This is a genomic window from Brevibacillus sp. AY1, assembly GCF_029870785.1.
GTDB lineage: Bacteria > Bacillota > Bacilli > Brevibacillales > Brevibacillaceae > Brevibacillus > Brevibacillus invocatus.
In genome coordinates this window covers 368674-393745 of record NZ_JAFLPN010000001.1, presented here as the reverse complement: position 1 = coordinate 393745, position 25072 = coordinate 368674, and the positions used below count along the sequence as shown (strand labels likewise).

At 49.6% G+C, this 25072-nt stretch carries 33 protein-coding genes and 1 pseudogene; 6 read left to right on the top strand and 28 right to left on the bottom strand.

Features of this window, described 5'->3' with window-relative positions; translation table 11 throughout:
- Positions 1–189 precede the first annotated feature (189 nt).
- Positions 190–1217: pseudogene (locus JZI27_RS02085) on the top strand (M3 family metallopeptidase); the annotation flags it as partial.
- 56 nt (positions 1218–1273) lie between these two features.
- Here JZI27_RS02085 and JZI27_RS02080 read toward each other — a convergent pair.
- The 21 genes from JZI27_RS02080 to JZI27_RS01980 all read right to left on the bottom strand — a co-directional run bounded on the left by JZI27_RS02080 (position 1274) and on the right by JZI27_RS01980 (position 16135).
- A complete protein-coding gene (locus JZI27_RS02080; RefSeq protein WP_122908429.1) occupies positions 1274–2170 on the bottom strand; it encodes a polyprenyl synthetase family protein in 897 nt (298 codons plus the stop codon).
- The gene (gene xseB, locus JZI27_RS02075; RefSeq protein ID WP_122908430.1) at positions 2170–2433 is read right to left on the bottom strand and encodes an exodeoxyribonuclease VII small subunit; all 264 of its coding nucleotides are present in this window, start codon (positions 2431–2433) and stop codon (positions 2170–2172) included. Before xseB ends, JZI27_RS02080 begins: the two co-directional genes overlap by 1 nt.
- On the bottom strand, positions 2393–3781 hold the full coding sequence (gene xseA / locus JZI27_RS02070; RefSeq protein WP_280206566.1) for an exodeoxyribonuclease VII large subunit: 1389 nt from the start codon (positions 3779–3781) through the stop codon (positions 2393–2395). Before xseA ends, xseB begins: the two co-directional genes overlap by 41 nt.
- 64 nt (positions 3782–3845) lie before the next feature.
- On the bottom strand, positions 3846–4718 hold the full coding sequence (folD, locus tag JZI27_RS02065; RefSeq protein ID WP_122908431.1) for a bifunctional methylenetetrahydrofolate dehydrogenase/methenyltetrahydrofolate cyclohydrolase FolD: 873 nt from the start codon (positions 4716–4718) through the stop codon (positions 3846–3848).
- Positions 4719–4805: 87 nt separating this feature from the next.
- Positions 4806–5768, bottom strand: a complete 963-nt coding sequence (locus JZI27_RS02060) for a tRNA (adenosine(37)-N6)-threonylcarbamoyltransferase complex transferase subunit TsaD (protein WP_280206565.1) — start codon at positions 5766–5768, stop codon at positions 4806–4808.
- 16 nt (positions 5769–5784) lie between these two features.
- On the bottom strand, positions 5785–6189 hold the full coding sequence (gene nusB, locus JZI27_RS02055; RefSeq protein ID WP_122908433.1) for a transcription antitermination factor NusB: 405 nt from the start codon (positions 6187–6189) through the stop codon (positions 5785–5787).
- Positions 6190–6245: 56 nt separating this feature from the next.
- Complete coding sequence (locus JZI27_RS02050) at positions 6246–6458, bottom strand: DUF2273 domain-containing protein (protein ID WP_023554557.1); 213 nt, start codon at positions 6456–6458, stop codon at positions 6246–6248.
- 12 nt (positions 6459–6470) lie between these two features.
- A complete protein-coding gene (gene amaP / locus JZI27_RS02045; RefSeq protein ID WP_183184891.1) occupies positions 6471–7034 on the bottom strand; it encodes an alkaline shock response membrane anchor protein AmaP in 564 nt (187 codons plus the stop codon).
- A 117-nt stretch (positions 7035–7151) separates the two neighbouring features.
- Positions 7152–7574 (bottom strand): Asp23/Gls24 family envelope stress response protein, encoded by a 423-nt coding sequence (locus tag JZI27_RS02040; protein ID WP_122908435.1) that lies wholly within the window; start codon positions 7572–7574, stop codon positions 7152–7154.
- A 67-nt stretch (positions 7575–7641) separates the two neighbouring features.
- Positions 7642–8997 carry an acetyl-CoA carboxylase biotin carboxylase subunit gene (gene accC / locus JZI27_RS02035; protein WP_251242918.1) on the bottom strand — a complete coding sequence of 452 codons (1356 nt, stop codon included), beginning with the start codon at positions 8995–8997 and terminating at the stop codon, positions 7642–7644.
- Positions 8998–9013: 16 nt separating this feature from the next.
- A complete protein-coding gene (accB, locus tag JZI27_RS02030) occupies positions 9014–9526 on the bottom strand; it encodes an acetyl-CoA carboxylase biotin carboxyl carrier protein (protein ID WP_251242919.1) in 513 nt (170 codons plus the stop codon).
- Positions 9527–9748: 222 nt separating this feature from the next.
- Positions 9749–10393 carry a SpoIIIAH-like family protein gene (locus JZI27_RS02025; RefSeq protein WP_280206556.1) on the bottom strand — a complete coding sequence of 215 codons (645 nt, stop codon included), beginning with the start codon at positions 10391–10393 and terminating at the stop codon, positions 9749–9751.
- 13 nt (positions 10394–10406) lie between these two features.
- A complete protein-coding gene (spoIIIAG, locus tag JZI27_RS02020) occupies positions 10407–11048 on the bottom strand; it encodes a stage III sporulation protein AG (protein ID WP_122908438.1) in 642 nt (213 codons plus the stop codon).
- A 31-nt stretch (positions 11049–11079) separates the two neighbouring features.
- Positions 11080–11763, bottom strand: coding sequence for a stage III sporulation protein AF (gene spoIIIAF, locus JZI27_RS02015; protein WP_122908439.1), 684 nt, complete (start codon positions 11761–11763; stop codon positions 11080–11082).
- A 9-nt stretch (positions 11764–11772) separates the two neighbouring features.
- Positions 11773–12945, bottom strand: a complete 1173-nt coding sequence (gene spoIIIAE, locus JZI27_RS02010) for a stage III sporulation protein AE (protein WP_122908551.1) — start codon at positions 12943–12945, stop codon at positions 11773–11775.
- Positions 12946–12982: 37 nt separating this feature from the next.
- Entirely contained in the window at positions 12983–13372 is a 390-nt protein-coding gene (gene spoIIIAD, locus JZI27_RS02005) for a stage III sporulation protein AD (protein ID WP_122908440.1), read from the bottom strand.
- A 13-nt stretch (positions 13373–13385) separates the two neighbouring features.
- Positions 13386–13589 carry a stage III sporulation protein AC gene (gene spoIIIAC, locus JZI27_RS02000; protein ID WP_122908441.1) on the bottom strand — a complete coding sequence of 68 codons (204 nt, stop codon included), beginning with the start codon at positions 13587–13589 and terminating at the stop codon, positions 13386–13388.
- Positions 13590–13606: 17 nt separating this feature from the next.
- Positions 13607–14125 (bottom strand): stage III sporulation protein SpoIIIAB, encoded by a 519-nt coding sequence (gene spoIIIAB, locus JZI27_RS01995; protein WP_122908442.1) that lies wholly within the window; start codon positions 14123–14125, stop codon positions 13607–13609.
- On the bottom strand, positions 14113–15075 hold the full coding sequence (spoIIIAA, locus tag JZI27_RS01990; RefSeq protein ID WP_122908443.1) for a stage III sporulation protein AA: 963 nt from the start codon (positions 15073–15075) through the stop codon (positions 14113–14115). Before spoIIIAA ends, spoIIIAB begins: the two co-directional genes overlap by 13 nt.
- Before the next feature lie 239 nt (positions 15076–15314).
- The gene (locus tag JZI27_RS01985; protein ID WP_338075342.1) at positions 15315–15785 is read right to left on the bottom strand and encodes a CD1247 N-terminal domain-containing protein; all 471 of its coding nucleotides are present in this window, start codon (positions 15783–15785) and stop codon (positions 15315–15317) included.
- Between the two features lie 86 nt (positions 15786–15871).
- Positions 15872–16135 (bottom strand): YqhV family protein, encoded by a 264-nt coding sequence (locus tag JZI27_RS01980; RefSeq protein WP_251242922.1) that lies wholly within the window; start codon positions 16133–16135, stop codon positions 15872–15874.
- A gap of 153 nt (positions 16136–16288) precedes the next feature.
- Between JZI27_RS01980 and comA the strand changes: the two genes are divergently transcribed.
- Genes comA through JZI27_RS01965 form a run of 3 tightly spaced genes read left to right on the top strand, consistent with a single transcriptional unit; the run spans position 16289 to position 18324 of the window.
- Positions 16289–17119 (top strand): phosphosulfolactate synthase, encoded by an 831-nt coding sequence (gene comA, locus JZI27_RS01975; RefSeq protein ID WP_280206543.1) that lies wholly within the window; start codon positions 16289–16291, stop codon positions 17117–17119.
- Complete coding sequence (locus JZI27_RS01970; protein ID WP_280206542.1) at positions 17110–17826, top strand: 2-phosphosulfolactate phosphatase; 717 nt, start codon at positions 17110–17112, stop codon at positions 17824–17826. Before comA ends, JZI27_RS01970 begins: the two co-directional genes overlap by 10 nt.
- A 36-nt stretch (positions 17827–17862) precedes the next feature.
- A complete protein-coding gene (locus JZI27_RS01965; protein ID WP_122908552.1) occupies positions 17863–18324 on the top strand; it encodes a DUF441 domain-containing protein in 462 nt (153 codons plus the stop codon).
- 64 nt (positions 18325–18388) lie between these two features.
- On the opposite strand, the gene efp is transcribed toward JZI27_RS01965, so the two are convergent.
- From efp to JZI27_RS01945, 4 genes are all read right to left on the bottom strand, one after another.
- Complete coding sequence (gene efp, locus JZI27_RS01960) at positions 18389–18946, bottom strand: elongation factor P (RefSeq protein ID WP_122908448.1); 558 nt, start codon at positions 18944–18946, stop codon at positions 18389–18391.
- Between the two features lie 170 nt (positions 18947–19116).
- On the bottom strand, positions 19117–20190 hold the full coding sequence (locus tag JZI27_RS01955; protein WP_122908449.1) for a M24 family metallopeptidase: 1074 nt from the start codon (positions 20188–20190) through the stop codon (positions 19117–19119).
- Positions 20191–20213: 23 nt separating this feature from the next.
- Entirely contained in the window at positions 20214–20666 is a 453-nt protein-coding gene (gene aroQ / locus JZI27_RS01950; RefSeq protein ID WP_122908450.1) for a type II 3-dehydroquinate dehydratase, read from the bottom strand.
- A 154-nt stretch (positions 20667–20820) separates the two neighbouring features.
- Positions 20821–21300 (bottom strand): YqhR family membrane protein, encoded by a 480-nt coding sequence (locus JZI27_RS01945; RefSeq protein WP_122908451.1) that lies wholly within the window; start codon positions 21298–21300, stop codon positions 20821–20823.
- Between the two features lie 129 nt (positions 21301–21429).
- Here JZI27_RS01945 and JZI27_RS01940 point away from each other — a divergent pair, with 129 nt between their 5' ends.
- Both JZI27_RS01940 and JZI27_RS01935 read left to right on the top strand, forming a co-directional pair.
- Positions 21430–22365, top strand: a complete 936-nt coding sequence (locus JZI27_RS01940; protein WP_122908452.1) for a DUF1385 domain-containing protein — start codon at positions 21430–21432, stop codon at positions 22363–22365.
- A gap of 47 nt (positions 22366–22412) precedes the next feature.
- The gene (locus tag JZI27_RS01935; RefSeq protein ID WP_280206535.1) at positions 22413–22778 is read left to right on the top strand and encodes a hypothetical protein; all 366 of its coding nucleotides are present in this window, start codon (positions 22413–22415) and stop codon (positions 22776–22778) included.
- Between the two features lie 60 nt (positions 22779–22838).
- Here the strand turns inward: JZI27_RS01935 and JZI27_RS01930 are convergent, their stop codons facing one another.
- The 3 genes from JZI27_RS01930 to JZI27_RS01920 form a co-directional block, all read right to left on the bottom strand.
- On the bottom strand, positions 22839–23768 hold the full coding sequence (locus tag JZI27_RS01930; RefSeq protein WP_122908454.1) for a patatin-like phospholipase family protein: 930 nt from the start codon (positions 23766–23768) through the stop codon (positions 22839–22841).
- A gap of 107 nt (positions 23769–23875) precedes the next feature.
- Positions 23876–24304, bottom strand: coding sequence for a transcriptional regulator MntR (gene mntR / locus JZI27_RS01925; RefSeq protein WP_122908455.1), 429 nt, complete (start codon positions 24302–24304; stop codon positions 23876–23878).
- A 98-nt stretch (positions 24305–24402) separates the two neighbouring features.
- The gene (locus JZI27_RS01920; protein WP_251244247.1) at positions 24403–24966 is read right to left on the bottom strand and encodes an NADPH-dependent FMN reductase; all 564 of its coding nucleotides are present in this window, start codon (positions 24964–24966) and stop codon (positions 24403–24405) included.
- Positions 24967–25072: the final 106 nt, after the last annotated feature.

Genomic DNA, 25072 nt, shown 5'->3' with positions numbered 1-25072 from the left:
GTGCCCGGTGTACACAGGCTCAGAATCTGGTAAAATTAGTAATGATCAAAATATTTTGAACGAGGGAGTGAACACTCTCATGAAGTTCAGTCAATTGGAATACACACGATTTGATATGCAACAGGTTGAAAAGGAGTTCGCTGATCTTTTGAACGATTTTAGATCATCCGCAAGTTTTGAAGAACAAGACGAGCCCAGTTGGAAGAGAAATGGGGTCGACAGCTTCTCCGCATTGCGGAAATGACCTTGCGCACCTTCTCACCTGAAGTGGTGGAGGATCTGCAGGAGGAAAACCGATTGCGGACAGCCTACATGGCGTTCAAAGCTTCTGCCAAAATTCCTTTTGATGGCGAGGAGCGGACCCTTCCTCAGCTCGATCCGTTCCTGCTTTCTACAGACAGAGAAGTTCGAAAAAGGGCAAATGAAGCCAAGTACGCGTTTTTCCAAGAGCACAGCGATGCGCCCGAATGAATCGCTCTGACTACAATGCGGAAATGGTGGCGCAGTTTCGCTCACAGGTGCTGGAGCATATCGTCCCACTTGCTTCCAAGCTAGTGGAACGCCAGCGTGAACGAATCGGATTGGATTCCATGAAATACTACGATCTGCCCTTTCAATTCGTTACAGGGAACCCGACGCCCAAAGGAACGTCTGAGTGGATTGTCGAGCAAGGCAGGCACATGTACAGCGAGCTATCCTCCGAGACCAAGGAATTCTTCGACTATATGCTGGACCGCGAATCCTTAGATCTGCTGAGCAAGAAAGGAAAGGACACGGGCGGATACTGCACCTATCTGAGCCACTTTCAGCTTCCTTACATATTTGCCAACTTCAATGGGACCTCCGGAGATATTGACGTATTGACTCATGAGGCTGGGCACGCCTTTCAAGTGTATGAGAGCCGTGGCTATCAAGTGCCGGAATACCACTTTCCCACATCAGAAGCGTGTGAAATTCACTCGATGAGCATGGAATTTTTGACATGGCCGTGCCCTTCCGTAATTACGACGAAATGCCTTATCTGGAAGAGGGCGGAGGAAAATAGGACACAGGCTTGGACCGATAACTTGGCATTGTGTCGTGAGGGAGGCAGCAAATCATTTACTGAGCTGATTGCTGTTGCGAAATTGGACTCCCCGTTCGAAGCTGGCGGTATCCAATCTGTCATGAAAGATGTGGAGCGTTGGTTAGATCAGATCGATGACAAAGCGCTGTAAGCGATCCCCTGAATACAAAAAGCTGGCTTCTTTTTGGGAAGCCAGCTTTTTTCACCTTACTTATTTCGAGTACGCACGTAATCCGCCAGTGGGATCAGCGCAGAATTCTCCAGACCCACTTTCGTCAGAACGGATTTGGCTTCCTCGATCAATGCTTGCAAGCGATCTTTGGATTCTGCGAGTCCAAGCAAGGAAGGATACGTAGCCTTCTGCCGTTCTTCATCACTACCTACAGCCTTGCCCAGCTGTTCAGCATTACCTTCGACGTTCAGAATGTCGTCTTGAATCTGAAAAGCCAGACCGATGCAAATCCCATATTGAGTAAGAGCCTCCATCTGCTCTTCATTCGCCTCTGCCAAATAACCGCCTCCGCGCAATGCAGCGATCAAGAGATCTCCTGTTTTGTGTCGATGGATAAACTCCAGCTCCTGTAAGGAAAGCTGTTGTCCTTCTCCTTCAATATCGGCCATCTGACCACCCACCATGCCTGTTGCTCCTGCCCGTTTGCCCAGCTCGGCAATCAGGTTAACAGTGGTAATCGGCTTTACATCCGGATGCGTCTGATAGGATTCCGCAATCAGGGAAAACGCACGAGTCAACAGGGCGTCACCTGCCAAGATCGCAGTTGCTTCTCCAAAAACCTTGTGATTGGTCGGTTTTCCACGACGCAGATCATCATCATCCATCGCCGGCAAATCGTCGTGAACGAGTGAATAGGTATGGATCATTTCCAACGCGCAAGCAAAAGGAACACCCCGTTCAAGGGGCTTTTCCAATGCCTCCAGTACAGCTAGTACAAGCATCGGCCGCAAGCGTTTGCCGCCAGCCATCAGCGAATACTTCATGGATTCATACAGATTGGAGGGAACACCTTCCTTTTCCAATGCAGGCACCAGATGATTCTCGATGTACGCTGTCTTCTCTTCGAGGTATGTATGCATGGTACCTGTCATTATGCCTCTCCTTCCACCCGAAATGCCTTTTGTTTCAATTGCCCATCCTCTTCAACCAGTTGGGTAATTTTCGCTTCTATAGCCTCGAGTTTTTGTCCGCATATCCGGGAGAGCGTAACCCCTTCTTGATAAAGGTGGATCGATTCTTCCAGTGGAATATCTCCTTCTTCCAAACGTTGCACGACCTCTTCCAGCCGTTTCATGGCTTCCTCAAACTGCATGTCATTTTCTAGTGTTTCCTGGTCCGTCTTCTTGCGAGCCATTTTGCTTCTCCTCCCGCTCAATTCGTTCCACACGCGCAGTCGCGCTTCCATCGCTTAATCGTACCACGAGCTCGTCTCCACTCGCAAACTGATTCACGGATTTGACGAGCTGATCCCCTGAATAGACGAGTGAGAATCCGCGCTGCATGACTTTCAGTGGACTTAGTGCATCCAGCTGTGCCAGCCGCGATCCGAATTGCAGCTGTTTTTGCTGCCATTGTTGCCGCATACGTGCATCCAGCCGTGAGCGCAGGGTCATCACCTTTGCATGACGCTCATTCAACTGCTCACTAATTCGATATCGCTTCATTTGCTCAGACAGCCTGCTGTACTGCTCACGCCTTAAACGCATGAGCTGCTTCATCGACTGCTTCATACGCAGCTGAACACTGTCCAGTCGCTGTGCAGCCTCCTCCAGCCTCCGCTGTGGTTGGCGCATGGCATAGGATTGGGAGAGCCCGTCCAAACGCTTTCGTTCCTGAATCGTGCGCTGACGCATTGCTCTTTGCATCCGTGTATCGAGCTGCGAGACTCGCTCCAGCCATTCCAAATAGTGGGGTACCGCCAACTCGGCTGCTGCCGTAGGAGTAGCTGCCCGCACATCAGCCACGAAATCAGCAATGGTCACATCTGTCTCGTGACCTACCGCTGAGATGACCGGTATGAGTGAACTGGCAATGGCTCTCGCTACCTGTTCATCATTAAATGCCCATAATTCCTCGATGGAACCGCCACCCCGCCCGACGATCAGCACGTCGATCCCAGTCTCTCTATTGATGTTGTGGATCGCTCTTACGATGGAGAGTGGAGCCTCGACCCCTTGGACGATGGCGGGTGCCAGCACGATATCAGCCTGGGGATAACGCCTTCTGATCGTTGTACAAATATCTCGGATAGCGGCACCGGTCGGTGATGTAACCACTCCGACTCTTTTGGGGAATCTCGGCAAGGTGCGCTTTCGTTCTGTGGCAAACAAGCCTTCTGCCGCCAGCTTCTCTTTTAACTGTTCGAATGCGAGATACAGCGATCCGATTCCATCTGGCTGCATTTCCCTTGCATACAGCTGATAGGCTCCATCTCGTTCAAACGCAGAAATGGAACCCCGCACAATGGCTTTGGTTCCATTTTTGGGCAGGAAGCGAAGAAAACGGTTGTAGCTGGCAAACATGACAACCTTGAGACGTGATTGATCATCCTTCAGCGTGAAGTACATATGCCCGCTGGAATGGTGAGTGAAGTTGGAGATTTCTCCCCTGACCCAAACATCCTGCAATTGTGAATCCCTTTCCAGCAGCATCTTGATGCTGCGGTTCAGTTGACTGACGGATAAGACATCTTGAATGGCCATGTTTCCCTCCCCGTAGACAGAAATGGGAAACAGGCTTGTTTCTCCCATTTCCCAGATGCTTGCGTTATCCATTCATGTCGAATGATTTGCTTGCTTGTTGTCTCGCAGCTTGTACGGTATTTTTCAAAAGCATAGTGATCGTCATCGGTCCGACTCCGCCTGGTACCGGCGTCAGGTAGCTAGCGGAATCCTTTACTTCGTCAAATTTGACATCTCCCACAAGCTTGCCTTCCTCATTGCGGTTGACACCTACATCGATCACAACAGCTCCTGGCTTCACGTGCTCTTTTCCGATCATGTGCGCCTTGCCTGCTGCTACGACCAGAATATCCGCCATTTTAGTGAACGACGGAAGATCCTGGGTGCGTGAATGACACATCGTAACGGTCGCATTTTCTCTTTGAAGCAGAAGCGATACGGGTTTGCCTACGATATTGCTACGCCCGATCACAACAGCATGCTTGCCCGCGATTTGAGTTCCGGTCCGTTTGATCAGTTCAATGACTCCGTGCGGTGTGCATGGCAAAAGCGTTTCATTGCCGATGACCATGTTCCCAACATTGATCGGATGAAAGCCATCCACATCTTTTTTCGGATCAATGGCATCCAGCACGGCCTCCTCGGAGATGTGAGAAGGAAGTGGCAATTGAACCAATATCCCATTAACGTTCGGATTTTGATTCAATTGCTGGATGATAGCCAACAATTCAGCTTCTGTGGTGGAAGCCTCTTTCAATATCAGCTCGGAACGAATCCCTACTTCCTCACAGCCTTTGGATTTTCCTCGCACATACGAATGAGAAGCGGGATCATCGCCCACCAGTATAACCGTCAAACCTGGCACTATCCCTTGTTTTTTCAGTTCAAGAACTTCCTCTGCCAATTCGGCACGAATACTTTTCGCTACTTCTTTTCCTTGAAGAATAGTTGCTGGCATGGAGAAATAGCCTCCTTCATAACGTCGATACTCATAGTGTACCGATTTGAAAAGCTCATGTAAAGGCGAATCATAAAATGTTCATCATTATATAATGTTCGCCTTTTGCTTCATCCAGCCTAACATCGCAACACCGTATGCATTGTCTCCGGAGTAAACAGGATCACAAAAGTATAGCTTGGCTTTCACGGCTGGATGCTCCAGGCGATTGATCAGCCGTTCACGCATGTACTGATTGGCCGCTACTCCCCCGACGATCAGAATGTCACGCGGCATCCCTTTTTCGAGAGCATGGCGCAATGCCTTCTCCAGTGTGTTGGCAATGCACTGTTCGGTTGCTCGCGCGATATCTTCCTGATTCACTTGCCCCGCTTCAATCGCTCGCAATAGCGATGCTTCCGGACCTGAGAAACTGAAGTTCAGCCCGTCTACTGCTGAAGAAATACGGAAGTCTCCAGCCGCGTTTTTCGCGAGCTGCTCCAGTTGAGGTCCTGCTGGAAAAGACATTCCCATCGCCACACCAATCCGATCCACCAGTTGGCCGGCGTGCAGATCGATCGTTCCGCCGACTTTTTCGATCGCATATCCGGATTCTTGACGATCACACAGAAGGATCTCACTCGTTCCTCCTGACAGGTGCACGGCAAGAAAACGATCATTCGCAGGACGTCGTTCTGCTGTGTACTCCCCCGCTGCGATATGTCCTTCCTGATGAGTCGTCAGATAAAGAGGTACCTGCAAATAGATGGACAGAGATTTGGCCAAGCCTTCCCCTACCTTGAATACCGGCATATAGGATTGATCGACCGGACGCGGTTTCTCACTGACGCAGACAGCAACGATCTCATAGGCATCCCATTTCATTTGTTCGCTTAGCTCCGGCAAGTTCATCACATGCTGAAAGACGGCCTCAGATTGCTGCAGGCCGCGCTTCCCCTCCTTTACCTTCAGGAGGCGCTTCGCTTCCGCCACAATCTGGCCGTCTTCCCGAGCCAAGCAGAGTGATGTCCGGTAATTGCTCGTATCAATGCCCAACAATACCTTAGTCATGCTTGTCCCCTGCCTTTTATGCCTGTGCCGTTTCACGAGCTTGCAGGAAGCTGGACAACACGCCATTGATGTAACGATGGGATTGCTCATCACTAAAGAGCTTCGCGATCTCAATCGCTTCGTTCATGACTACCTTGTCAGGTGTCCCTGCTTCAAACATGATCTCATAGAAAGCAAGACGGAGAATGGCGCGGTCTACATTGGCAATCCGCTCCAACTGCCACCCACGCAGGTATTTCTTGATCTCATTATCGATTTCGTTCTTGTTCTGCAGAACGCCGTCCAGCAAATAACGCAAAAATGTCGTATCCTCTTCGGAGTCTTCCATGACAAGGGCAACTGCCTCGTTCAGCGGAACTTCTGCCATGTCGATCTGAAACAGGCACTGGACTGCTTTTTCTCGTGCTGTTCTTCGTTTCATTCCATTCACCTACTAATTAAAGTGAGTACGGGAGCGGACTTACTCCCACGCCAATGCTACCGAAACTTTCCTGGTAGGATACGATCGAGAATTTCTCGCAGATCTTCCTTGTGATCCAGCTTGCGGCCAATATAATATCCGGTTCCGATAAACACGACAAAGACCAGTGTATCCCAAAACCCGACGATTAGGTAGATGATACCGAAAAAAATTCCGGCCAAGATCCCCAATAGCTTCCCCTTATGCTCCCATAACAACTCCCAGATCATGGTGTTCACCTTCTATTCCACACGCTTACGAGCCGCGTAGTTTTCCTGCTGAGCCACTTCCGTCACGACAACCGCAACCTCAGAAATCAAGATTCCTGTAATGGTCTCGACGTGTTCCTTGACGTCTGTCTGAAGCTTATTAGTCAGTTCAGGAAAAGGGGTTTCCCCATCTACAGAGACTCTCAGCGTAATCATTGTGCCGCTTTCCAGTACCTTGACCGAGGTGCGCAAATCACGCACTCCCTTTACTCGTCTGGCTGCGCGTTCCACAATCGTCTGGATCGTCTGGACTGTAATGTTAATTTCACCCAAATCGCTCTTCTGGCGAATGCCGCGATCTTCTTTGGTTTTCTTGAAACGGAAGGAGCTGAAAAAGAAACGGAGACTGACAATGAGGAAAATGATCGCGACGATCAAGTAGGCGATATTAGTGCCCGCTAGAATTTGATCCATATAAGGCCGGAAGAGATCCGGGGAGAACCATCCGCTGGTCACGGCAATCATCACGCAGGATAAAACGATCAAAGCCAAGCTGTAAATCGCTAAGATAAACCGATCAAACAAATTCACTTGCATCACTCCTTCAGCCCTGTCATGGTTAACTATCCGGGACAAGGCGCGATTCGTGGTGTTACCAAGGTATGTATGAGGAAAAATGCCCCCTGTTAGTAGGGGGCATCTGTCCGCTGCTGCTTAGCGCACACGCTGATATTCTTCCACCACAGTAGCTGCTGCTGCAGGCGCTTTTTCTTCGGCTTTCAGCTCTACGTCAACGATATGTACATTTACTTCAACTACCGAAAGCCCTGTCATGGTCTCAATGGCATTGCGTACACTATCTTGAATATTTCGAGCGACATCCGGGATGCGGTGTCCATATTTTACAATAATCGATACATCTACAGCCGCTTCACGGGAACCAACTTCGACACGTACCCCGCGAGCTATATTTTTACGGCCTAAACGTTCCGCTATGTCACCAACGAAACCGCCGCTCATCGATGCCACGCCTTCCACTTCAGACGCCGACATACCGGCAATCACTTCCAAGACTTCGGGAGCGATCTGGACCTTACCAAGTTCTGTTCTCTCTAAATCTGGAGTAAACTCTTCCACACTTCGCACCTCCCTTTGGATTTGTATTCCATTATACCAAGTAGACAGTCTTTTTACAAATTAGCTCTTATTCGTCTTCGAGCTGGAGATCATAGGTCTCTAGGAATTTCGTATCAAAGTGACCACTGACGAATACCTCGTGGTCGAGAACTTTCAAGTGGAACGGAATTGTGGTAGAAATGCCATCCACGACAAACTCGTCCAGTGCCCGCTTCATCCGTTCGATCGCTTCTTCGCGATCTTTGCCCCATACGATCAATTTGGCAATCATGGAATCGTAATAGGGAGGAATCGAATAGCCTGCATATGCCGCACTATCGACTCGAACTCCAAAGCCTCCTGGAGGCAGATACTCGGTAATGCGTCCAGGTGACGGCATGAAGTTCTTGGCTGGATTCTCTGCATTGATCCTGCATTCGATGGACCAGCCGTTCATTTTGATATCCTCTTGGGTAAAGGACAGCGGAGCTCCCGCAGCTACTGTCAGTTGTTCCTTGATCAAATCAAAGCCGGTAACCAGCTCTGTGACCGGATGCTCAACCTGAATCCTCGTATTCATTTCCATAAAGTAGAATTTGCCGTGTTTATCCAGCAAAAACTCTACTGTTCCCGCTCCGTGATAGGAAACGGCCTTTGCTGCCGCGACTGCTGCTTCGCCCATCTCTTTGCGAAGCTCTTCGCTAAGAGCTGGAGAAGGCGCTTCTTCAATCAATTTTTGGTGACGGCGCTGGATCGAGCAATCACGCTCTCCCAGATACACGGCATTGCCATGCTTGTCAGCCATGATTTGAATCTCCACGTGACGCGGCCCTTCCACAAACTTCTCCAGGTAGACACCCGGATTGCCAAAGGCAGTCTTCGCTTCGTTCTGAGCTTGACGAATCGCTTTTTCCAGGTCTTCATCATCGACAGCAACACGCATGCCACGTCCACCGCCACCTGCTGTTGCCTTAACCATGACGGGATAGCCGATTTCGTTGGCAGTCTGAACAGCATCCTGCACGTCTTCGATCAAACCCTCTGTCCCCGGAACCGTCGGAACACCAGCTGATTTCATCGTGTCCTTGGCTGTAGACTTGTCACCCATTTTGACAATCGCTTCCGGATCAGGTCCGATAAAGGTGATGTTGCACGCTGCACAAATCTCAGCGAAGTCTGCATTCTCTGCCAGAAAGCCGTATCCCGGATGGATCGCATCTGCCCCCACCTTGGTCGCTACACTCATGATGCTCGTTACATTCAAATAACTCTCCTTGGATGCTTTGGGACCAATACAGTAGGCTTCGTCGGCCAATTTGACATGAAGCGCGTCACGATCCGCTTCGGAGTAGACAGCGACCGTACGAATGCCCAGCTCGCGGCATGCGCGGATGACCCGCACAGCAATTTCTCCGCGGTTGGCAATCAATACTTTTTGAAACATTCCGCTCTCCCCCACCTTATTCTGGCTTCACCAAAAACAACGGCTGACCGTATTCTACCAGTTGACCATCTTGAACCAGCACTTTTACGATCTCGCCATTTACTTCTGCCTCGATTTCATTGAATAGCTTCATCGCTTCTACGATGCATACAACCTTGTTGGAGCTTACCTTGTCGCCAGCTTGGACATACGGTGGCTTGCCCGGCTCTGGAGCGCTGTAGAACGTTCCTACCATTGGCGACACGATCTTGTGCAAGTTGGCATCATCTGCTGCTGGAGCTACCGGAGCTGCTGCTTTAGGCGCTTCTGCGACTAGCGGGGCAGCTGCTACTGCTGGAACACTTGGCATAGGAGCAGCTACTGCCTGCACGACTGGCGCTTGTGCTACAGGCTGTGCCACAACCACGGTTTCTGTACCAGAAGTTTTTTTCAGCTTGATTTTTGTACCTTCAGCCTCCAGCTTGAATTCATCAATGGAGGATTGATCGATCAACTTGATAATTTCTCGAATTTCATGGATTTTCAACACGAATAAGCACTCCTTCACTTCAGTAAATGTTTCAGGGAGTTATATATGTAACGATTAGGCAGACAGACCATAAACACATGGTAGCTTGTCGCCAGAAGCACGTCAAGAAAGGATTTCCCCTCTTTTCCAGCCAGAAAAGTGAGGAAATCCTTACAATCATGCCCGATTTGGGCTGCTCTTATAAGTGATTTCTTTGCTTCAGCTCAATCTAAGCAGCGAGCTTTATGAAGCCTGGAATTTGACCGATACGTGGGTCGCCGGAACGTTCAGATGCTGTCTGATGTGGGCGATAATTTCTACAGCTTCATTGGAGCTCAGCTCGTTTTTTTGCACGACGACGGTCACTTTGTCATCCTGCATGAAGACGACAGCATCCTGATACCCGCTCGCCTTCAACAGTTCCTCCACATTCATGATCGCGTTGTCCTGGTTGGACAGTTCTTCGTATTTCGCTTTCGCTTCTGCAACAGCTTGCGGCGAAGATTCTGTATTGCCCATGATCGCCAGCTGCTCGTCTTTTTGCTGTTGAACTTGAGCTTCCCGCTTCATTTTGTAGCCCTGGAAGATTTCACTTGCCGTCTCGGAGACTGGTACGACCGCAGGTGCGTTGGTCTGAGGAGTATTTGTCTTGCCAGCTTGAGCTGCCGGCTGTTCGTTTTTGGTGCCGACAGGTGTAGCATCAGGCGCTTGATCTACCTGCTTCGACTCCACGACGACTCCGGAAATTTGCTCTTGCTTCTGAACGGCTTGCTGCTGCCCAGAAGTAGGCACCTGTTCTTGTGGTCCTTTGGCCAAATAGTAGCCGGAAAGAACCACCATGACCGCCAACATCGTCAACAACCATACTGTTTGTCTTCTCAGAATCATTGCCCATTACCTCCTACCCTTTTTTAGGTAAAATGGATATCTTGTAAGCAGGGACGTCCAGAACCTTTTGCACGGCTTCTGTCATCCACGCTTTGACCTGGATGTTGTCTGCACCCTTCGCCACAACCAAAACCCCTCGAACCCTTGGCTTCATGGTCTTGATTACGACAGGCTGATCCTGTTTGCCGCCTTGCACGATGACCACTTCTTCATCCCTGCTCTGGTCGTTTTGATTGCGGGTCGCCTTTTCCTTGTCCGTCTCCTGATTGGTCGAGGATCGCGTGTTGGTGTTTTTTTCAACGATCAGCTCAGGAGTCGACTCTAGATTGACCATGACCTCAACATCCCCTACTCCTACCACCGTTGACAAAATATCGCGCAGCTGCGTTTCGTAGATGTTCTCGTATTCTGCGATAATATCCGGTGCTGGAGAACTCCCCATTGCCGGACTGACCTGTTCACTTGTCGGTGGCCCCGTAGAATCGTTGTTGATCGAGCCAATGCCCAATGGTTGATCCTTTTCCACACGCATAAAGTCGGTCAAGATCATGATTGCAATTCCAATTCCCAGGATGACGATAAAGTAATGCATCGGCTTTAGCTTTTTCGCCCCGCCCTCATCGCCTTCCCAAAGTTTTTTCCATTTTGCCAGCATCCCTCTCACCTCGCTTTTGTGGATACATCCGTCATTGTTTTTCACTCTGGTGGGACTCGTCCGTGACCATCACCTGATCGTCAGCAAGTCCCCATTGAAGGGCGATATCGGTGGCAATCCGTGCGTGCATGAGATTTTTCTGCTGCACGGCAACCTCCATGTCGGGCGGTGCAAGCTCGTGGTCTACATCATCAGCTGGTGGACCTATCTGGATGTCTACGGGCTGGATCGGCTGAACAGGCTGGATCCGCGTTGTTTCTGTCTTTTGCTCTTGCGCACCTTCGCCGAGTACGAGTTCGATCCGTTGTATGGCAGGCTGGTCTGGATTGGATTTGTCCATCTGAATTTCTATATGCTGGACATCCCTTCCATATACTTGTTTCACTCTGGTTTTGATTGCGGATGTTACCTGGGCTTGCACGTACGATGTGGTCTGGTCGTTCTGGTGACTTAACAATTTGCTAGTGATTCGCTTCCACTCTTCATCAGATGGCTTGTTCAGCTCCTCCTGGTAGCGATCCAGGCGCAAGGCCAAATCCTCCTGTGAGAGGTTGAAGAGAGAGAACAGCGGCGAGATGATCGTCAGCAGCAGGATCAAACCCATCACCATCTTGACGTAGCGCTGCAAGGTCGTATTGGGAAGAATCAGATCGAGAAAGGCTGCAAGCAATACGAGCAGAATGATCTTTTTAAGCCACAGAGTTAACCAGGTCATCTTCTTCACCTACCGAACCATCATGGAGATGTTGCCTGCTGCGATAATGATCGTGATTGCCAGAAAAAACATCAAGCCTACTGTCGCCAGCGCAGCAAATACGAACAAGAGACTTTTTCCGATCGTCCCAAGTGCACTGATGATCGGACTGTTCCCGAGCGGCTGCAGGATCGCTGACGAAAGATTGTAGATCAACGCTAGAATCAGAATTTTCATCGCGGGAAAAGCACACATGATGATCAGCAGAATGACACCAGCTAGTCCAACTGCATTTTTTACGAGGAGCGATGCGTTCAGTACGGTGTCAGCAGCATCCGAGAACACGCGCCCGACCACCGGGACAAAGTTACCCGTAATGTATTTTGCTGTGCGCAAGGTGACACCGTCCGTGACGGCAGAAGTCGCTCCCTGGATCGATATGACGGCCAGAAAAATGGTCAAGAACGACCCCAGTACGCCCATCGCTATGTTTCGGAGCAGTGTAGCCAGCTGAGTCACTTTGTATCTTTCCGAGAACATGCTGACGATCGAGAGCATGGCCGAAAGAAAGAGTAAAGGAAAAACCACGTACGTGATCATCATGCCGCTGATATTGATCATGAAGATAATCAGAGGATGAAACATCGTCGCCGTAGCCAGATTTCCCACTGATGCCAAAAGCGCGATTACCAGCGGGATCATGGCTAGCATGAAGTCGGTCATACTGCTGATTGCATCTTTGGCGTACGTAATAGCGACGTGAAAGCTATTGATGGCGAGCACCATCAGGACGAGATAAGCGATGGAGTAAGCTACCGTGGACACTGTATTTCGTTCAAAAGCATTTTGCATGGTTTCCAGGATCATGGCGAACACAGTGATGATGATAATGGAGCTGAGCAGCTTGCCGTTCATCAGGATTTCGTGGAAGGCGAACTTCGCCAGCCCTTTTAAGAATCCCGATAGACTAAAATCCCCTTCCTGCATCAAAAGCTGCACGAACCCCTGCGACTTGAGGTCAGGAAGGTAGCCCTGGTATTCGCTTTGCAGCTTTCTCCAATATTGCTCCACTCCGTCCAGTTGCATGTGACTTACCTGCTGTTCGACAAGTTCATTGATCGGGCCTGAGGAAGGTGCTGCTGGCGTGTTCGCCGACACAGGAGCTTGTACCGGGACAAGCAGGAGGAGTAGGAAGAGCGCCATGTACCATTTCAGTCGCGACAACTTTCATCCCCTCCCCTCATGCCGGCAACAAATCGATAACCGTCTCAATAATGATCTGGATGATCGGCACCGCCATGACCAGAATCAAGACTTTTCCGGCCATCTCGATTTTAGAAGCGATGGCACCTTGTCCGGCATCTCTCGTCATTTGTGCACCGAATTCAGCAATGTACGCAATTCCGATGATTTTCAAAATGGTTTCGAGAAAAACGAGATTGAGATCTGCCTGAACGGCTAGTTTTTCCAATATTTGGATGACCTCTGCAATCTTGCCGATGAGAAAGTAAAAGATGATGACGCCACTCGCGATGGCGATCAGAAAGGCGAACATGGGCTTTTGCTCTTTGATGACCAACGCGAGAATGGTTGCGACGAGTCCTAGACCGACGATTTGGACGATTTCCATCTGCACACCCTCCCTATTTGAACAGGAAGACGCGTTTTACCTCGTTAAACAGGTCGCCTACGTAGTGAGCCACCATGTACAGAACGATAATAAACCCGACAAGCGTCGCCCAGTGTGCGATATCCTCCTTGCCTGCCTGCTTCAGGACCGTATGAAGGATGGCCGTAATAAAGCCTACCGCCCCGATTTGGAAAACAGGTGTCAAATCAAAATCCACTTGTGAACACCTCGCCTTTAGAACATCAGGATGACGACCAATAGCCCACCCAAAAATCCGAGACTCTTGTACATTTTTTCGTACTTCCCCTGCTCAGCCCGAGCTTCTTCCTCAAGCCCGCGAAGGTGGGTGACAGCAAGGCGCAGATGCTTTTGCTGATCTTCTCGGTCTGTTGAACCAAGTACCTGTCCCAAACTGGCCATCACGTCCTTCTCCTGTTTTCGCATAGCAGTCTGAGACCACTGGCGCCTTACAGCCTTTTGCAGAGCTTCCTCTGCCGATTGAGCCTGCTCACTTCCCAGCATTTCGGCTGCCAGAAGAAAGATTTTGCCGACCTCCTGGTTCACCCGCTGCCCCACTTTGACAAAAGCGCGATGCAGGGGAGTCAAGCCGTACACGATTTCTGTCTCCAGCATCTGCAAGGCAACCAGCAAGGCTCGAATATGGGCTGGACGTTGTGAGTAAAATCGGCTTATTTGCCACCCGACCATGGAAGCTGAAAAGAGAATCAGCACGGCACCGATCAGCTTGACCATACGACCTTCTCCTTTTTCAACGGATTCAAGTTCTGGTCGTAGATCGCCTGGATCGTGCCAACCCCATTCGAACGACTCAGCACAATATAACGAGTAAAGGTAGCGTGCTTGATCAGCTTGCCCAGCATGGGGCGCTGTGCCACCTCGTGAACTTCTGCTCCGTGAGCCGAACAAATGACCGAGACCCCAGCGTGAATCGCCTCCCAGACAGCTTCACCATCCTCCGGGCGCCCCACCTCGTCCACAATCAGCACATCAGGGGACATGGAGCGAATCAGCATCATCATGCCGATTGCTTTGGGACAAGCATCCAGCACATCGGTACGCGGTCCGACATCGCGTTGGGGTACTCCCAAGAGACATCCTGCCAGTTCAGAGCGCTCATCCACGATGCCTACCTTTCGACTGGAGGACCATTCGCTTCCATAGCTGATGGAGCGAGCGATATCACGCAACAGTGTGGTTTTCCCGCACATCGGCGGAGAAATGACGAGCGTGTTTTGGAGATTTCCTTTTTCGAAAAGGTAGCGCATTACCTTTTGTGCTACCCCTTTTTTCTCCCTTGCAATCCGTACATTGAAGCTGGTCACTTCGCGGATGCCTTTTACTTCTCCACGCTCCAGCACGACCTTGCCTGCGATTCCGATGCGATGTCCTCCTACCACCGTGATGTAACCCCGCTTCAGCTCTTCCTCCAGTGCATATAAGGAATGCTGACTTACCTTGTTCAACAGCTTGACCACTTGCTCAGCTGTAAACACCCAGCCCTGCCTTGCATGGGAGGTAATCTGACCAGAAGGAGTTACATAGCTGGTTTGCTGACCGTATCGAATTTCCAACGGCTGATTTTGCCGAAGACGTATCTCTTCCAGTACTTCTAGGACCGTGGAGGGAAGCGCGGTCAAGACACTGCGTACGGACGATGGCAATATCGCCAAAATCTCTTGCATGAAAGAAGCCCTCCTTTGCACGTGTCTGAAACGTATGCCGCTTTCATTGATGCCTTTGTCCATATTGACTTACCTCCATCCTATGCAGAGCTGGACGAGGTTTATGCCAAAAAGAGAGCGGCTCAGGAACGATATACAAAACGGTCATGACCGTTTTTCACAGAAAAAACCTGCCCCGGCGTATGGCACGTTTCAGGGCAGGCTAAGCAAAGTCTAGCTTGGAGGAGAAGGAGATAAGGTCAAGTCGGATTGATTGGTTCGAATCCGGCCTTTTCCTGGAAGGGCTCGATCACATAATGCAGATATCCTTCTTCATCCATACCTTCGTGGAATTTGATTCCTTTTTGACAGCTCGGACAAGTAAATTCATAGGAGGTATCAAACTCGTCTTCGTCTATCGACTCATACATGTACGCAGCTTCATCATCATCGAGATCAGCAAACTCATCTTCATCGTCGTCCACAGTCTCATAAAGAAGCTCATCATCATCGAACAAAAAAAGCTCCATTTCTCCCAGATCTTCATCGATCGCTTCGACGTAATCCTCGGTTTCCTCCAACCGCGTATGTAGCACGTGAATTTCCGCCTGCATATCATCGAGGATTTCAATCATTTCCGCTAGCATTTTACCCTCTGCACTCTGCGTGCCTACATCAAGTCCGTCAGCCAATCCACGCAAGTAAGCAATCCGGTTCTCCAAGGCTTCCATCAACGCAAACCCCTCCTTGTCATCTGGTACCCAAAGCTATCCTTCCCAGACAAGCAGAAGATTACCAATGGAATCTCTTGGTCACGCTACTTTCGCACACCGATCAGAATGCAGGAGATGCCAACCATAATCCAGGCAATCTTCGCAAAACTAATGCGATCAGAGATGCCGATCAGACCGATCGCAGTAGAAGTAAGCAATACCAGCGGACCAACAATGGCCAACCCCGAATTGATCAGAAGTGCTTTCTCCACTTGATTCACTTTTAAAATGAGCAAAGCAGCGAGAATTTCGAGACTGCCTGAAAAGACGCGGAGTGCCGCCATGCCCATGATCGCTTTTTCCCACATCGCTACTCGTCCCCCCTCGTTCCCACTCTATGCCTGTACCTATCGATTTCAGCACTCTTCCTGGGCAATAGCCCAAAGGCTGGCAGAGGTTCACTCCTTCTTTCCGCTGGGCATAGACTGCACTAAATGCGCAGAGAAATGAGGAAATCACCTATGCTAGAGTGCTTCAACCATCCCAATCATGCGATTCCTGCTGATTGGAGCGACCCCTCGGGTTACCGTTGTGCAAAAACGCATAAGTCAGGACTCACCATGGTCATCGACAAAGGCACCGGACTTTCTGCGTTCCGGGACACACTTGAGCTAGCGGCTCCCTATATCGACATTTGCAAGCTTGGCTTTGGCACTACTGCCCTCTACCCTCCCGACGTCCTCCAGCATAAGCTCCAGCTCGCCAAAGTGTACGACTTGCATATCATGCCTGGCGGAACCTTCTTTGAGATCGCCCTGCGCAAATCAACCTCCCTCTCATACATGAAAACGATCGCAAAGCTTGGTTTCAATGCTGTAGAAATATCGGATGGCACCTTTCCACTGTCAGCACAGCTGCGTAGAGAAGCAATCGTGGCTGGAGTCGAAGCCGGACTAACGGTGTATACGGAATTCGGAAAAAAAACAGCCCTTTATCGTGCAGAGCGAGAAGAGCTGCTGGAGACGCTTTCGCTCGATTTAGCCGCAGGCGCAAGCCATGTCATCGTGGAAGCGCGAGAAAGCGGTACGGTGGGTGTGTTTGATCAGGAAGGTAAATTCGACGAGCATTTCGTCCTGGATATCGTCGAAGCTGCGAAGGCAAATCGAGATCGGCTGATTTGGGAGGCTCCTCAAAAAGAGAAGCAGGTGAGTCTGATTCAGACCCTGGGTAGCAACGTACATCTTGGAAACATTGCCTATCATGACGTTTTGTCCGTCGAGACACTTCGAAGAGGCTTGCGGGGAGACACAGCAGTCAGTCTGGAGAAAAGGAGCGTCGCTCCGTGCGAATAGAAGTCGTCCCTACTGTCGAGGAAATACGCTTTGAACAAATCAGCAACCATGTCGTCATTGTCATCGATGTGCTCCGTGCCTCCAGTACCATAGTGACGGCTTTGGGAAATGGATTTGCTTCTGTACTGCCAGTGGAAACGATTGGTCAGGCTCAATCATTGCGTACGCCTACCTGCACGCTCGCCGGCGAACGCCACTGCAAAAAAATTCCCGAGTTCGATTACAACAATTCTCCTACACAGCTAGCTCGACATCCACAAAAAGGCGGACAGCTCATCCTGACGACAACCAACGGAACACGCGCGATCCAAAAGGCAGAAAGGGCACCTGCGCTACTCATCGGTTGTTTTTTAAATGCCACCGCATGCATGTCTTACGCTTTTCACCAAAAGCTCGACATCACTTTATACTGCGCAGGCACACGCTCTGAATTTGCCCTGGAGGATGGTTTGGCCGCCGGCTACATGATCAGTCTTGCGCAAGCCAAATACCCGATGCTCCAGGTATGCGATCTGGGCAAAGCTCTCATGGCGAGTTATTTGCATCTGGCTGATTCGATTGCGGACGTAATGCCACTCACTACAACGGGTAAAAGGCTAGTACAGCATCTGTTCACCGATGATATCGCTTACTGCGCCCAGCTGGATCACTATCAGTTGGTCCCCTACGTCAAGGAGAGACGCATACTCCCCTACCTTGTCTCATAAAGTGAAAGGAGAACAGGGACAGGGGTTTTGATTCCGATGATGTCTGGAGAAGTGATGCTTGTCATCCTGATTGTGATCGGTTTGATCGGCCGTTCACCCATAATAGCGACAGCTGCGAGTATCCTGTTGGTACTGAAGCTGACGGCACTGGAACGCTTTTTTCCGACGGTAGAACGCCGTGGACTGGAATTGGGTCTGCTCTTTTTAACCATTTCCGTCTTGGTGCCATTTGCGAGTGAAAAAATCTCCTGGCGTGACATTACGCCATTGTTTACGACGGCTATCGGTTTGATGGCACTGGCAGGTGGCGCAATGGCTACCTGGATGAACGGGAAAGGGCTCGACCTGCTTAGGACCGAACCCCACATGATCGTCGGCCTTGTCATTGGTTCGATTATCGGGATTGTCTTATTGCGCGGCATTCCCGTCGGTCCACTAATGGCTGCAGGCATTACAGCATTCATTCTCAAGCTGTGGGAGTGGCTGGGTGGCCGCTGAGCCTAAGACAAAAAAGAGCTGCACCCCTGGGGTACAGCCCTTTTCTGTCTTAGGCACCGCTCTATTAAGCGCGGGATACGTATGCTTCTGTACGTGTATCGATGATCAGGCGTTCGCCTTCTTCTACGAACAGAGGAACGTTAACCACAAAACCGGTTTCCAGCGTCGCTTTTTTGGTTACGTTGGAAGCAGTATCGCCTTTTACACCCGGTTCACATTCAGTAACAACCAGCTCAACGGTGTTTGGAAGTTGAATTCCAATCGTTTCTCCGTTGTACTGCATGATTTGCACGTTCATGTTTTCCTTGAGGAAACGAAGCTCACGCTCAATCTGGTTACGCGTGAACGTCAATTGCTCGTATGTCTCGGTATTCATGAAAGTGTAATCGTCGCCACTCGCATACAGGTATTGCATGGTGCTGGACTCGATGCGGGCAGGGTTTACTTTTTCACCGCCGCGGAAAGTCATTTCCGTTGTGTTGCCATTGCGCATGTTGCGCAGTTTGGAGCGAACAAAAGCCGCACCTTTTCCTGGTTTAACATGTTGGAATTCAAGCACCTGAAAGATGTTGCCGTCCACTTCAATCGTCAAGCCAGTCCGAAAATCGTTAACAGAGATCATGGTAGTCCTCCCAAATCAATCAATAAACAACCTCTATCGAAGTCTGCCCAAGGAATCTTTTTCCTCCTAAAGTGGCGACTGCGATACGGAGGTAGGTGCTTCTTGCTGCACCGGAATGTCTCCCAGCATGAGGCTCGATCCTTCCGATACAGTAACAGAAATAGTATAAATTACACCGGCAAAATGAGCAACTCTTTCGTGGACTTGTTTAGATTCTCATGTCCATCTGCTGTAATCCACACATCGTCCTCGATGCGCACTCCGCCCAGACCACTTACGTAAATGCCCGGCTCCATCGTTACCAGCATTCCTGGCTCCAGTACATACGTGCTGACGGTGGACAAGCCCGGTATCTCATGCACTTCCAACCCCAAGCCGTGACCGGCACTGTGTCCGTAAGCATCGCCGTATCCTGCCGCCGTAATGATGTCCCGAGTAGCCGCGTCCGCATCCTTGCAGCTTACACCCGGCTTCAGCGCCTCCAAACCAGCTAATTGTGCACGCAACACGATATCGTAGATCTCTTTCAACTTGGGGTCTGGCTCACCGACAGAAAGAGTACGTGTAATATCGGAGTTATAGCCTTTGTACGCTGCACCAAAATCCAGCGTCACCATCTCGCCCGCCTGAATCACTTTTTCTGAAGCTCGACCATGTGGCAAAGCACCGCGTGCACCGGAAGCGACGATCATGTCGAAAGCAGATCCGCTGGCGCCTTGCTTGCGCATGAAATATTCCAGCTCCAAAGCGACATCCACTTCACGTACTCCCGGTCTGATGAACCCTTGGATGTGTTCGAAAGCCGCTTCTGCAATACGAACTGCTTCACGGATGATAACCATTTCCGACTCGTCCTTGAACATGCGGATTTTCTCTACCAAGCCGTTGGTCGGAACCATTTCCACAGAGTCAAATGCCTGGCTCCAGTCTGAATAGGTCTGGAAAGACACGCTACCAGCTTCAAAAGCGAGTCGATTCACGCCGTTTTCTTTTAACAGACGAGCCATGCAATCGACAGCTTTGCGTTCATTGTTGATCACCTTGAAATCAGGCGCTTGCTCCTGTGCTTGTTCTACATAGCGGAAATCCGTTACGAGAAAGGAATCCTTGGCAGTCACAATCACCCATGCAGTCGAGCCTGTAAAGCCGCTCAAATAAAAGCGGTTTTCTGCCTTTTCCGTAATAAATGCATCTGCTCCCAATTGAGCCAGTTCCTCGCGAAGCTTGTTTATGCGTTTGCTCATTGTCTATACTCCCCTTTCTTTTCTTAACCCAGTCGAGAGCTCTGGATTTTTCGCACCAAAGCCCGTAGTGCCCACTCATATCCGTCTGCACCCAGGCCTACGATCTGCCCGATCACGATCGGTGCTATCACGGAATGGTGGCGGAATTTTTCCCTTGCATGAACGTTGGACATATGTATTTCGATAGTCGGCAGAACGACGCTGGAAAGAGCATCCCGTATGGCGTAGCTGTAATGCGTGAACGCCCCTGGATTGATAATGATGCCATCGTGTACGCCCATTGCCTGATGAATGGCGTCAATGATGTCGCCTTCATGGTTGGACTGAAAATGAGTCAGCGAACCACCAAACTCCTCCACCATTGTCTTCTCCAGATGCCCGACAATATCATCAAGTGTCTGGCTTCCGTATACCTCCGGCTCCCGCTTCCCCAACATGTTCAGGTTGGGTCCGTTTAACAACAACACGGAAATCATCTGTTCTGCCTCCCCTACGTCCGGTAAAAAAGTTTTTATTAATGAAAATATTCTACCATAAGCAATACAAACTTCAACAAAGGATTCACATCTCCTGTCTACCTTTGCAAAGATTGCGACTAATTTGTGCAAAGGATGGATATTCGTCCATCCTTTAATGATCAGCTTGCTCCAAGCTCAAGGTCATTCCGATGAAAAGGCCATAGGACAGAAACCACGCCGCTTCCGTGCTCAATGTAGAAATTTCCCATTTTCCGATGCGGAAGAAAAAACCTACCGCAAGCAAAAGCAGCACACCGTAGAGCAGTCCATTCCACCAGATCCGTGACCTGGAAAACAACAGCATATACAGAAACGAAGCAAGCAGGGAACAAACGAAAAGAACGAGCGCCCCCATCGCTGCTCCCGCAAATGTTTTTTCTCCGGTAATTCCCATAAACGGACGAGCAAAAGTAGACAATCCGTACGGGGTAAAATGAAAGAAATGTAAGCCCATGCGCATGATTCCCCAGAATATCGTGCCCCAGAAGGCTACCTCCAAAAACTTGCTGATCGATATCCGATTGCGTGTCTGTGAACGGTTTTGTTCAGCCGTGGCTTCGCCTGTTCCTTTTCGTGATTTTGTCAAATCCACTTCCCATCACCTCGCAATTAGTATGCGCGGTTCTCCCTACGCCATTCCAATTCTTTACACGCCAATCAACTGCATGTAGATTCAACGCTCCATTTCCGTTAGAATAAAAAGTGAGGAAGGTGATAGCAGTTGACGCAACAAAAAGTGCCAAACTACGGTGGCCAGGCTGTAATTGAAGGTGTCATGTTCGGCGGCAAAACCGTAACCGTAACAGCTGTACGTACAAAAAATCAAGAAATCGAGTATTTTGAAGCTCCGCGAACGGAATATACATGGATAAAGCCCTTAAAAAAGATTCCATTTCTACGTGGACTGGTAGGATTGATCGAAGCAAGTGCAAATGGAGCCAAGCATCTCAACTTTGCATCTGAGCGATACAGTTTGGATTCGGGAGAAGAAGTCTCCGAAGGCCCGTCGAAACTGACCATGATTTTGGGTGTGGCACTCGTCGGCGTCTTATCCTTCTTGTTCGGAAAGTTTGTCTTTACGTTAGTACCCGTTTTTCTAGCCGATTTTCTTTTGGGCAAATGGGTTCCGGACGGCGTTCCGCAAACCTTGGCAGAGGGTGGCTTCAAGATTCTCCTGCTGCTCGGCTACATCACAGCAATCGCCAAAGCCCCTATTATCAAAAGGCTGTTTCAGTATCACGGGGCAGAACATAAAGTGATTAACGCCTTTGAGTCTGGGGTAGAATTAACGGTAAAGAATGTACAAAAATTTTCCACACTCCATTACCGTTGTGGTAGCAGCTTTTTGATCTTCACTGTGTTTGTTGGAGTCGTCATATACTCCTTGTTTGATTACCAATCGCTCACTGAACGGGTCGTACAGCGGATCGTTCTGTTGCCACTTGTAATCGGTGTCTCGTACGAAGTTCTTCAATGGACGAACATGCTGCGCGATACACCTGTTCTGCGCTATTTGGGATATCCCGGTCTGTGGCTGCAAAAGATCACAACGCGCGAACCAGATGACAGCCAAGTAGAAGTGGCCATCGCCTCTTTTCAAAAAATGCGTGAGCTGGACCAAAAACAAGGACAGGAACGTTTGGTGACTACTGGATAACGTCTTAACGTGCGGCAATCTTTTTATTCCCTTTGAGGTGAGGCCCTATGTTACGCCGAATTCCACCTGTGATTCTGATTGTGATACTGCTTGCGATTTACGGTTTCTTAGTTACGTTCATTTCAGATCCAATCAACACCTTGATTGTGTTGGGTTTATCGGTCTTGCTTTTTCTGGGTGTCCGTCACTTCCTGCGGACGGGTAAATTTTTTTCCCGACCCGCTGTGCCGCGCAAACCCTATCAACCCAAGCCAAAGACCAACTCCGTGCGTTCGGCTGGGAAAAAGCCAGCCCAACCTCCGCCAAGGAAAAACCACCCATTCCGCGTAATCGATGGAAAAAAGGGAAAAGGAAAAGGAAAAGCAAACGACAAGCAATCTGACCAGGATTCTCAGAACAATCTCTTCCAATGAATGACGAACACGGAAATTGCAAAAAACAGGTTGCCATTCAACATGGCAGCCTGTTTTCTATTAAACCAAGCGCTTCGGTGTTTGACTTCGAAACACTTCTACATAATTCTGAAAGTTCCAATGGTTCAGGAACCTCCTCGCTGACTCTTCCCCTGACAAAAACAATTCCTTTCTCATCTCTGGGGATAATTGAAATTGAGTAGCACGCACACCCAGCGTATTGATGAAAATCGTGCGAACCGCATGCGCTTTATCCACAAAAAGGCGATCGTGGGCATCCAGCATCGTCATCAATAGGCTTCGTGTAAAGGTAAACAGTCCGCTCACGTTGGCTTCCTCAGATTTCGACTGCTTGTCAGTTAATCGAAAGCCAATAGTCGGCCATTCCGGCACACCTGGGACATCAAACAACCAAACCGGATAGTTGCTGAGCAATGCCCCATCCACAATGTAGTTCGGCTTGCCGTCCTTCTTGATCCGAACCGGCTGAAAGAAGAATGGGATCGAGGATGACATCCGTACGGCACGAGCGACCGAAAAATTCTCCGGCATCAAATCGTACTCCACCAGGTCATCAGGCAGGACGAGCATCTTTCCTCTGCTGATATCCGATGCGATAATTCTCAACTTGCCAGGCGGCAGATCACCGAAGGTTCGCACTCCCTTGCGCCGTAGCAGCTCCTCGACAAAAAGCTCGATCCTGTCCCCGCGATACATGCCCTGATGCATGATCAATTCGATTACGGGTCCCACATACGGCAGATGTCCCAGCCCTGTTTTTTTAAGAAAATAGAGATAGTCCAGCTCTTCAAATATGGGCTTCAATTCACGACCCGTATAACCCGCACTCAGTAAAGCCGCGACGATGGAGCCTGCTGATGTTCCTGCCAGCTTTTCCCAGGTGTATCCATTCTGCTCCATGACCTCCAAAGCTCCTACAAAGGCTATCCCTTTTACCCCGCCGCCCTCAAACACGGCATCCGCCCTCATCCAGCCACCTCCTGTCGTTGCTCTCTATATCCATATAAGGAAATGGCTTATCTCATGCGAAAGCGAAAAACGCAAACCGTATCCGGCTTGCGTTTTTGACTGATTTCCTATTCTTCTTTTTGTTCATCCTCTAGTCTGATACGATGCAGTTCATCCATGCGGGATGGATCACCCTGAAAGTACTGCACCAAATACTCGATACAGGTTATCGATTCCCAGCTGAGATGATGTTCAATTCCCTCGACATCCTGATAAATGTGGCTCTCATCTACTCCGATGATCCGCATGAACTCTTCGAGCAGGCTGTGGCGATCCACCAATCTCTTCCCGATCTTCTTCCCTTTTGGCGTCAGCACCAGGCCACGATATTTTTCATAAATAAGATATTTGTCTTTGTCGAGCTTTTGAACCATCTTCGTGACCGAAGAGGGATGTACTTCCAACGCTTCAGCAATATCAGAGACTCGAGCATAGCCCTTTTCTTCAATTAAGCTGTAAATGCGTTCTAAATAGTCTTCCATGCTCGGCGTCGGCATGCGAACCCCTCATTTCCAAACCGTATTTCGGACGGCCAAAAAAGGCACGTAAAAATATCATACCTTGGAATGAGAATGATTTGCAAGATTTACCTGACCTATAACAGCTGTTTTTCTTTGCTTGCGTTCATGAATTGTACGAATTCCACCAGTTTCGTACCAAGTATTTCCAATCTGGCCTGCAAGGCTTCATCCTTTAGCCTGCCATCAGAAGTAAAAGCGTTGTATGCGGAAGGTATAGTCGGACTGGATGGTAGCGGCCATGCATGCAAATTTCGCATGATTTGGTTCAGCGTATTGACTGTATTCGTCGCCCCCAAACTGCCCCCTGCCACTCCTAAAAGCGCTACCTGTTTATCCTTTAAGTGACGTCCTTCCAAAAAATCAAGACTGTTTTTAAGTGCGCCTGTCAGCGAGCCGTGATACTCCGGCGAACCGATGACCAAGCCATCCGCATCCTCGACAGCCTGGATGAAGCGGTGCACCACGTCCGGGTAGGTAGAAGTGTCGCTGCGACCATCATAAATCGGGAGCTGCCATTCTGCCAGATGGATGAGTTGGGTATCAGCTCCTGCTCGCTCGGCAGCCTTTAGTACAATCGATACGGCTTTTTGAGTTGTGGAATCAGCTCTCATGCTGCCAGCAATTCCGATAATTTTCATGACTTCACCTCATCGCATAATCTCGTGAGTATTTCTTTGTACAGTATACGCAACTTGCTATATTTTGTAAACATATATGTTTGTTTAATGTCTCAGTTCTGAACAT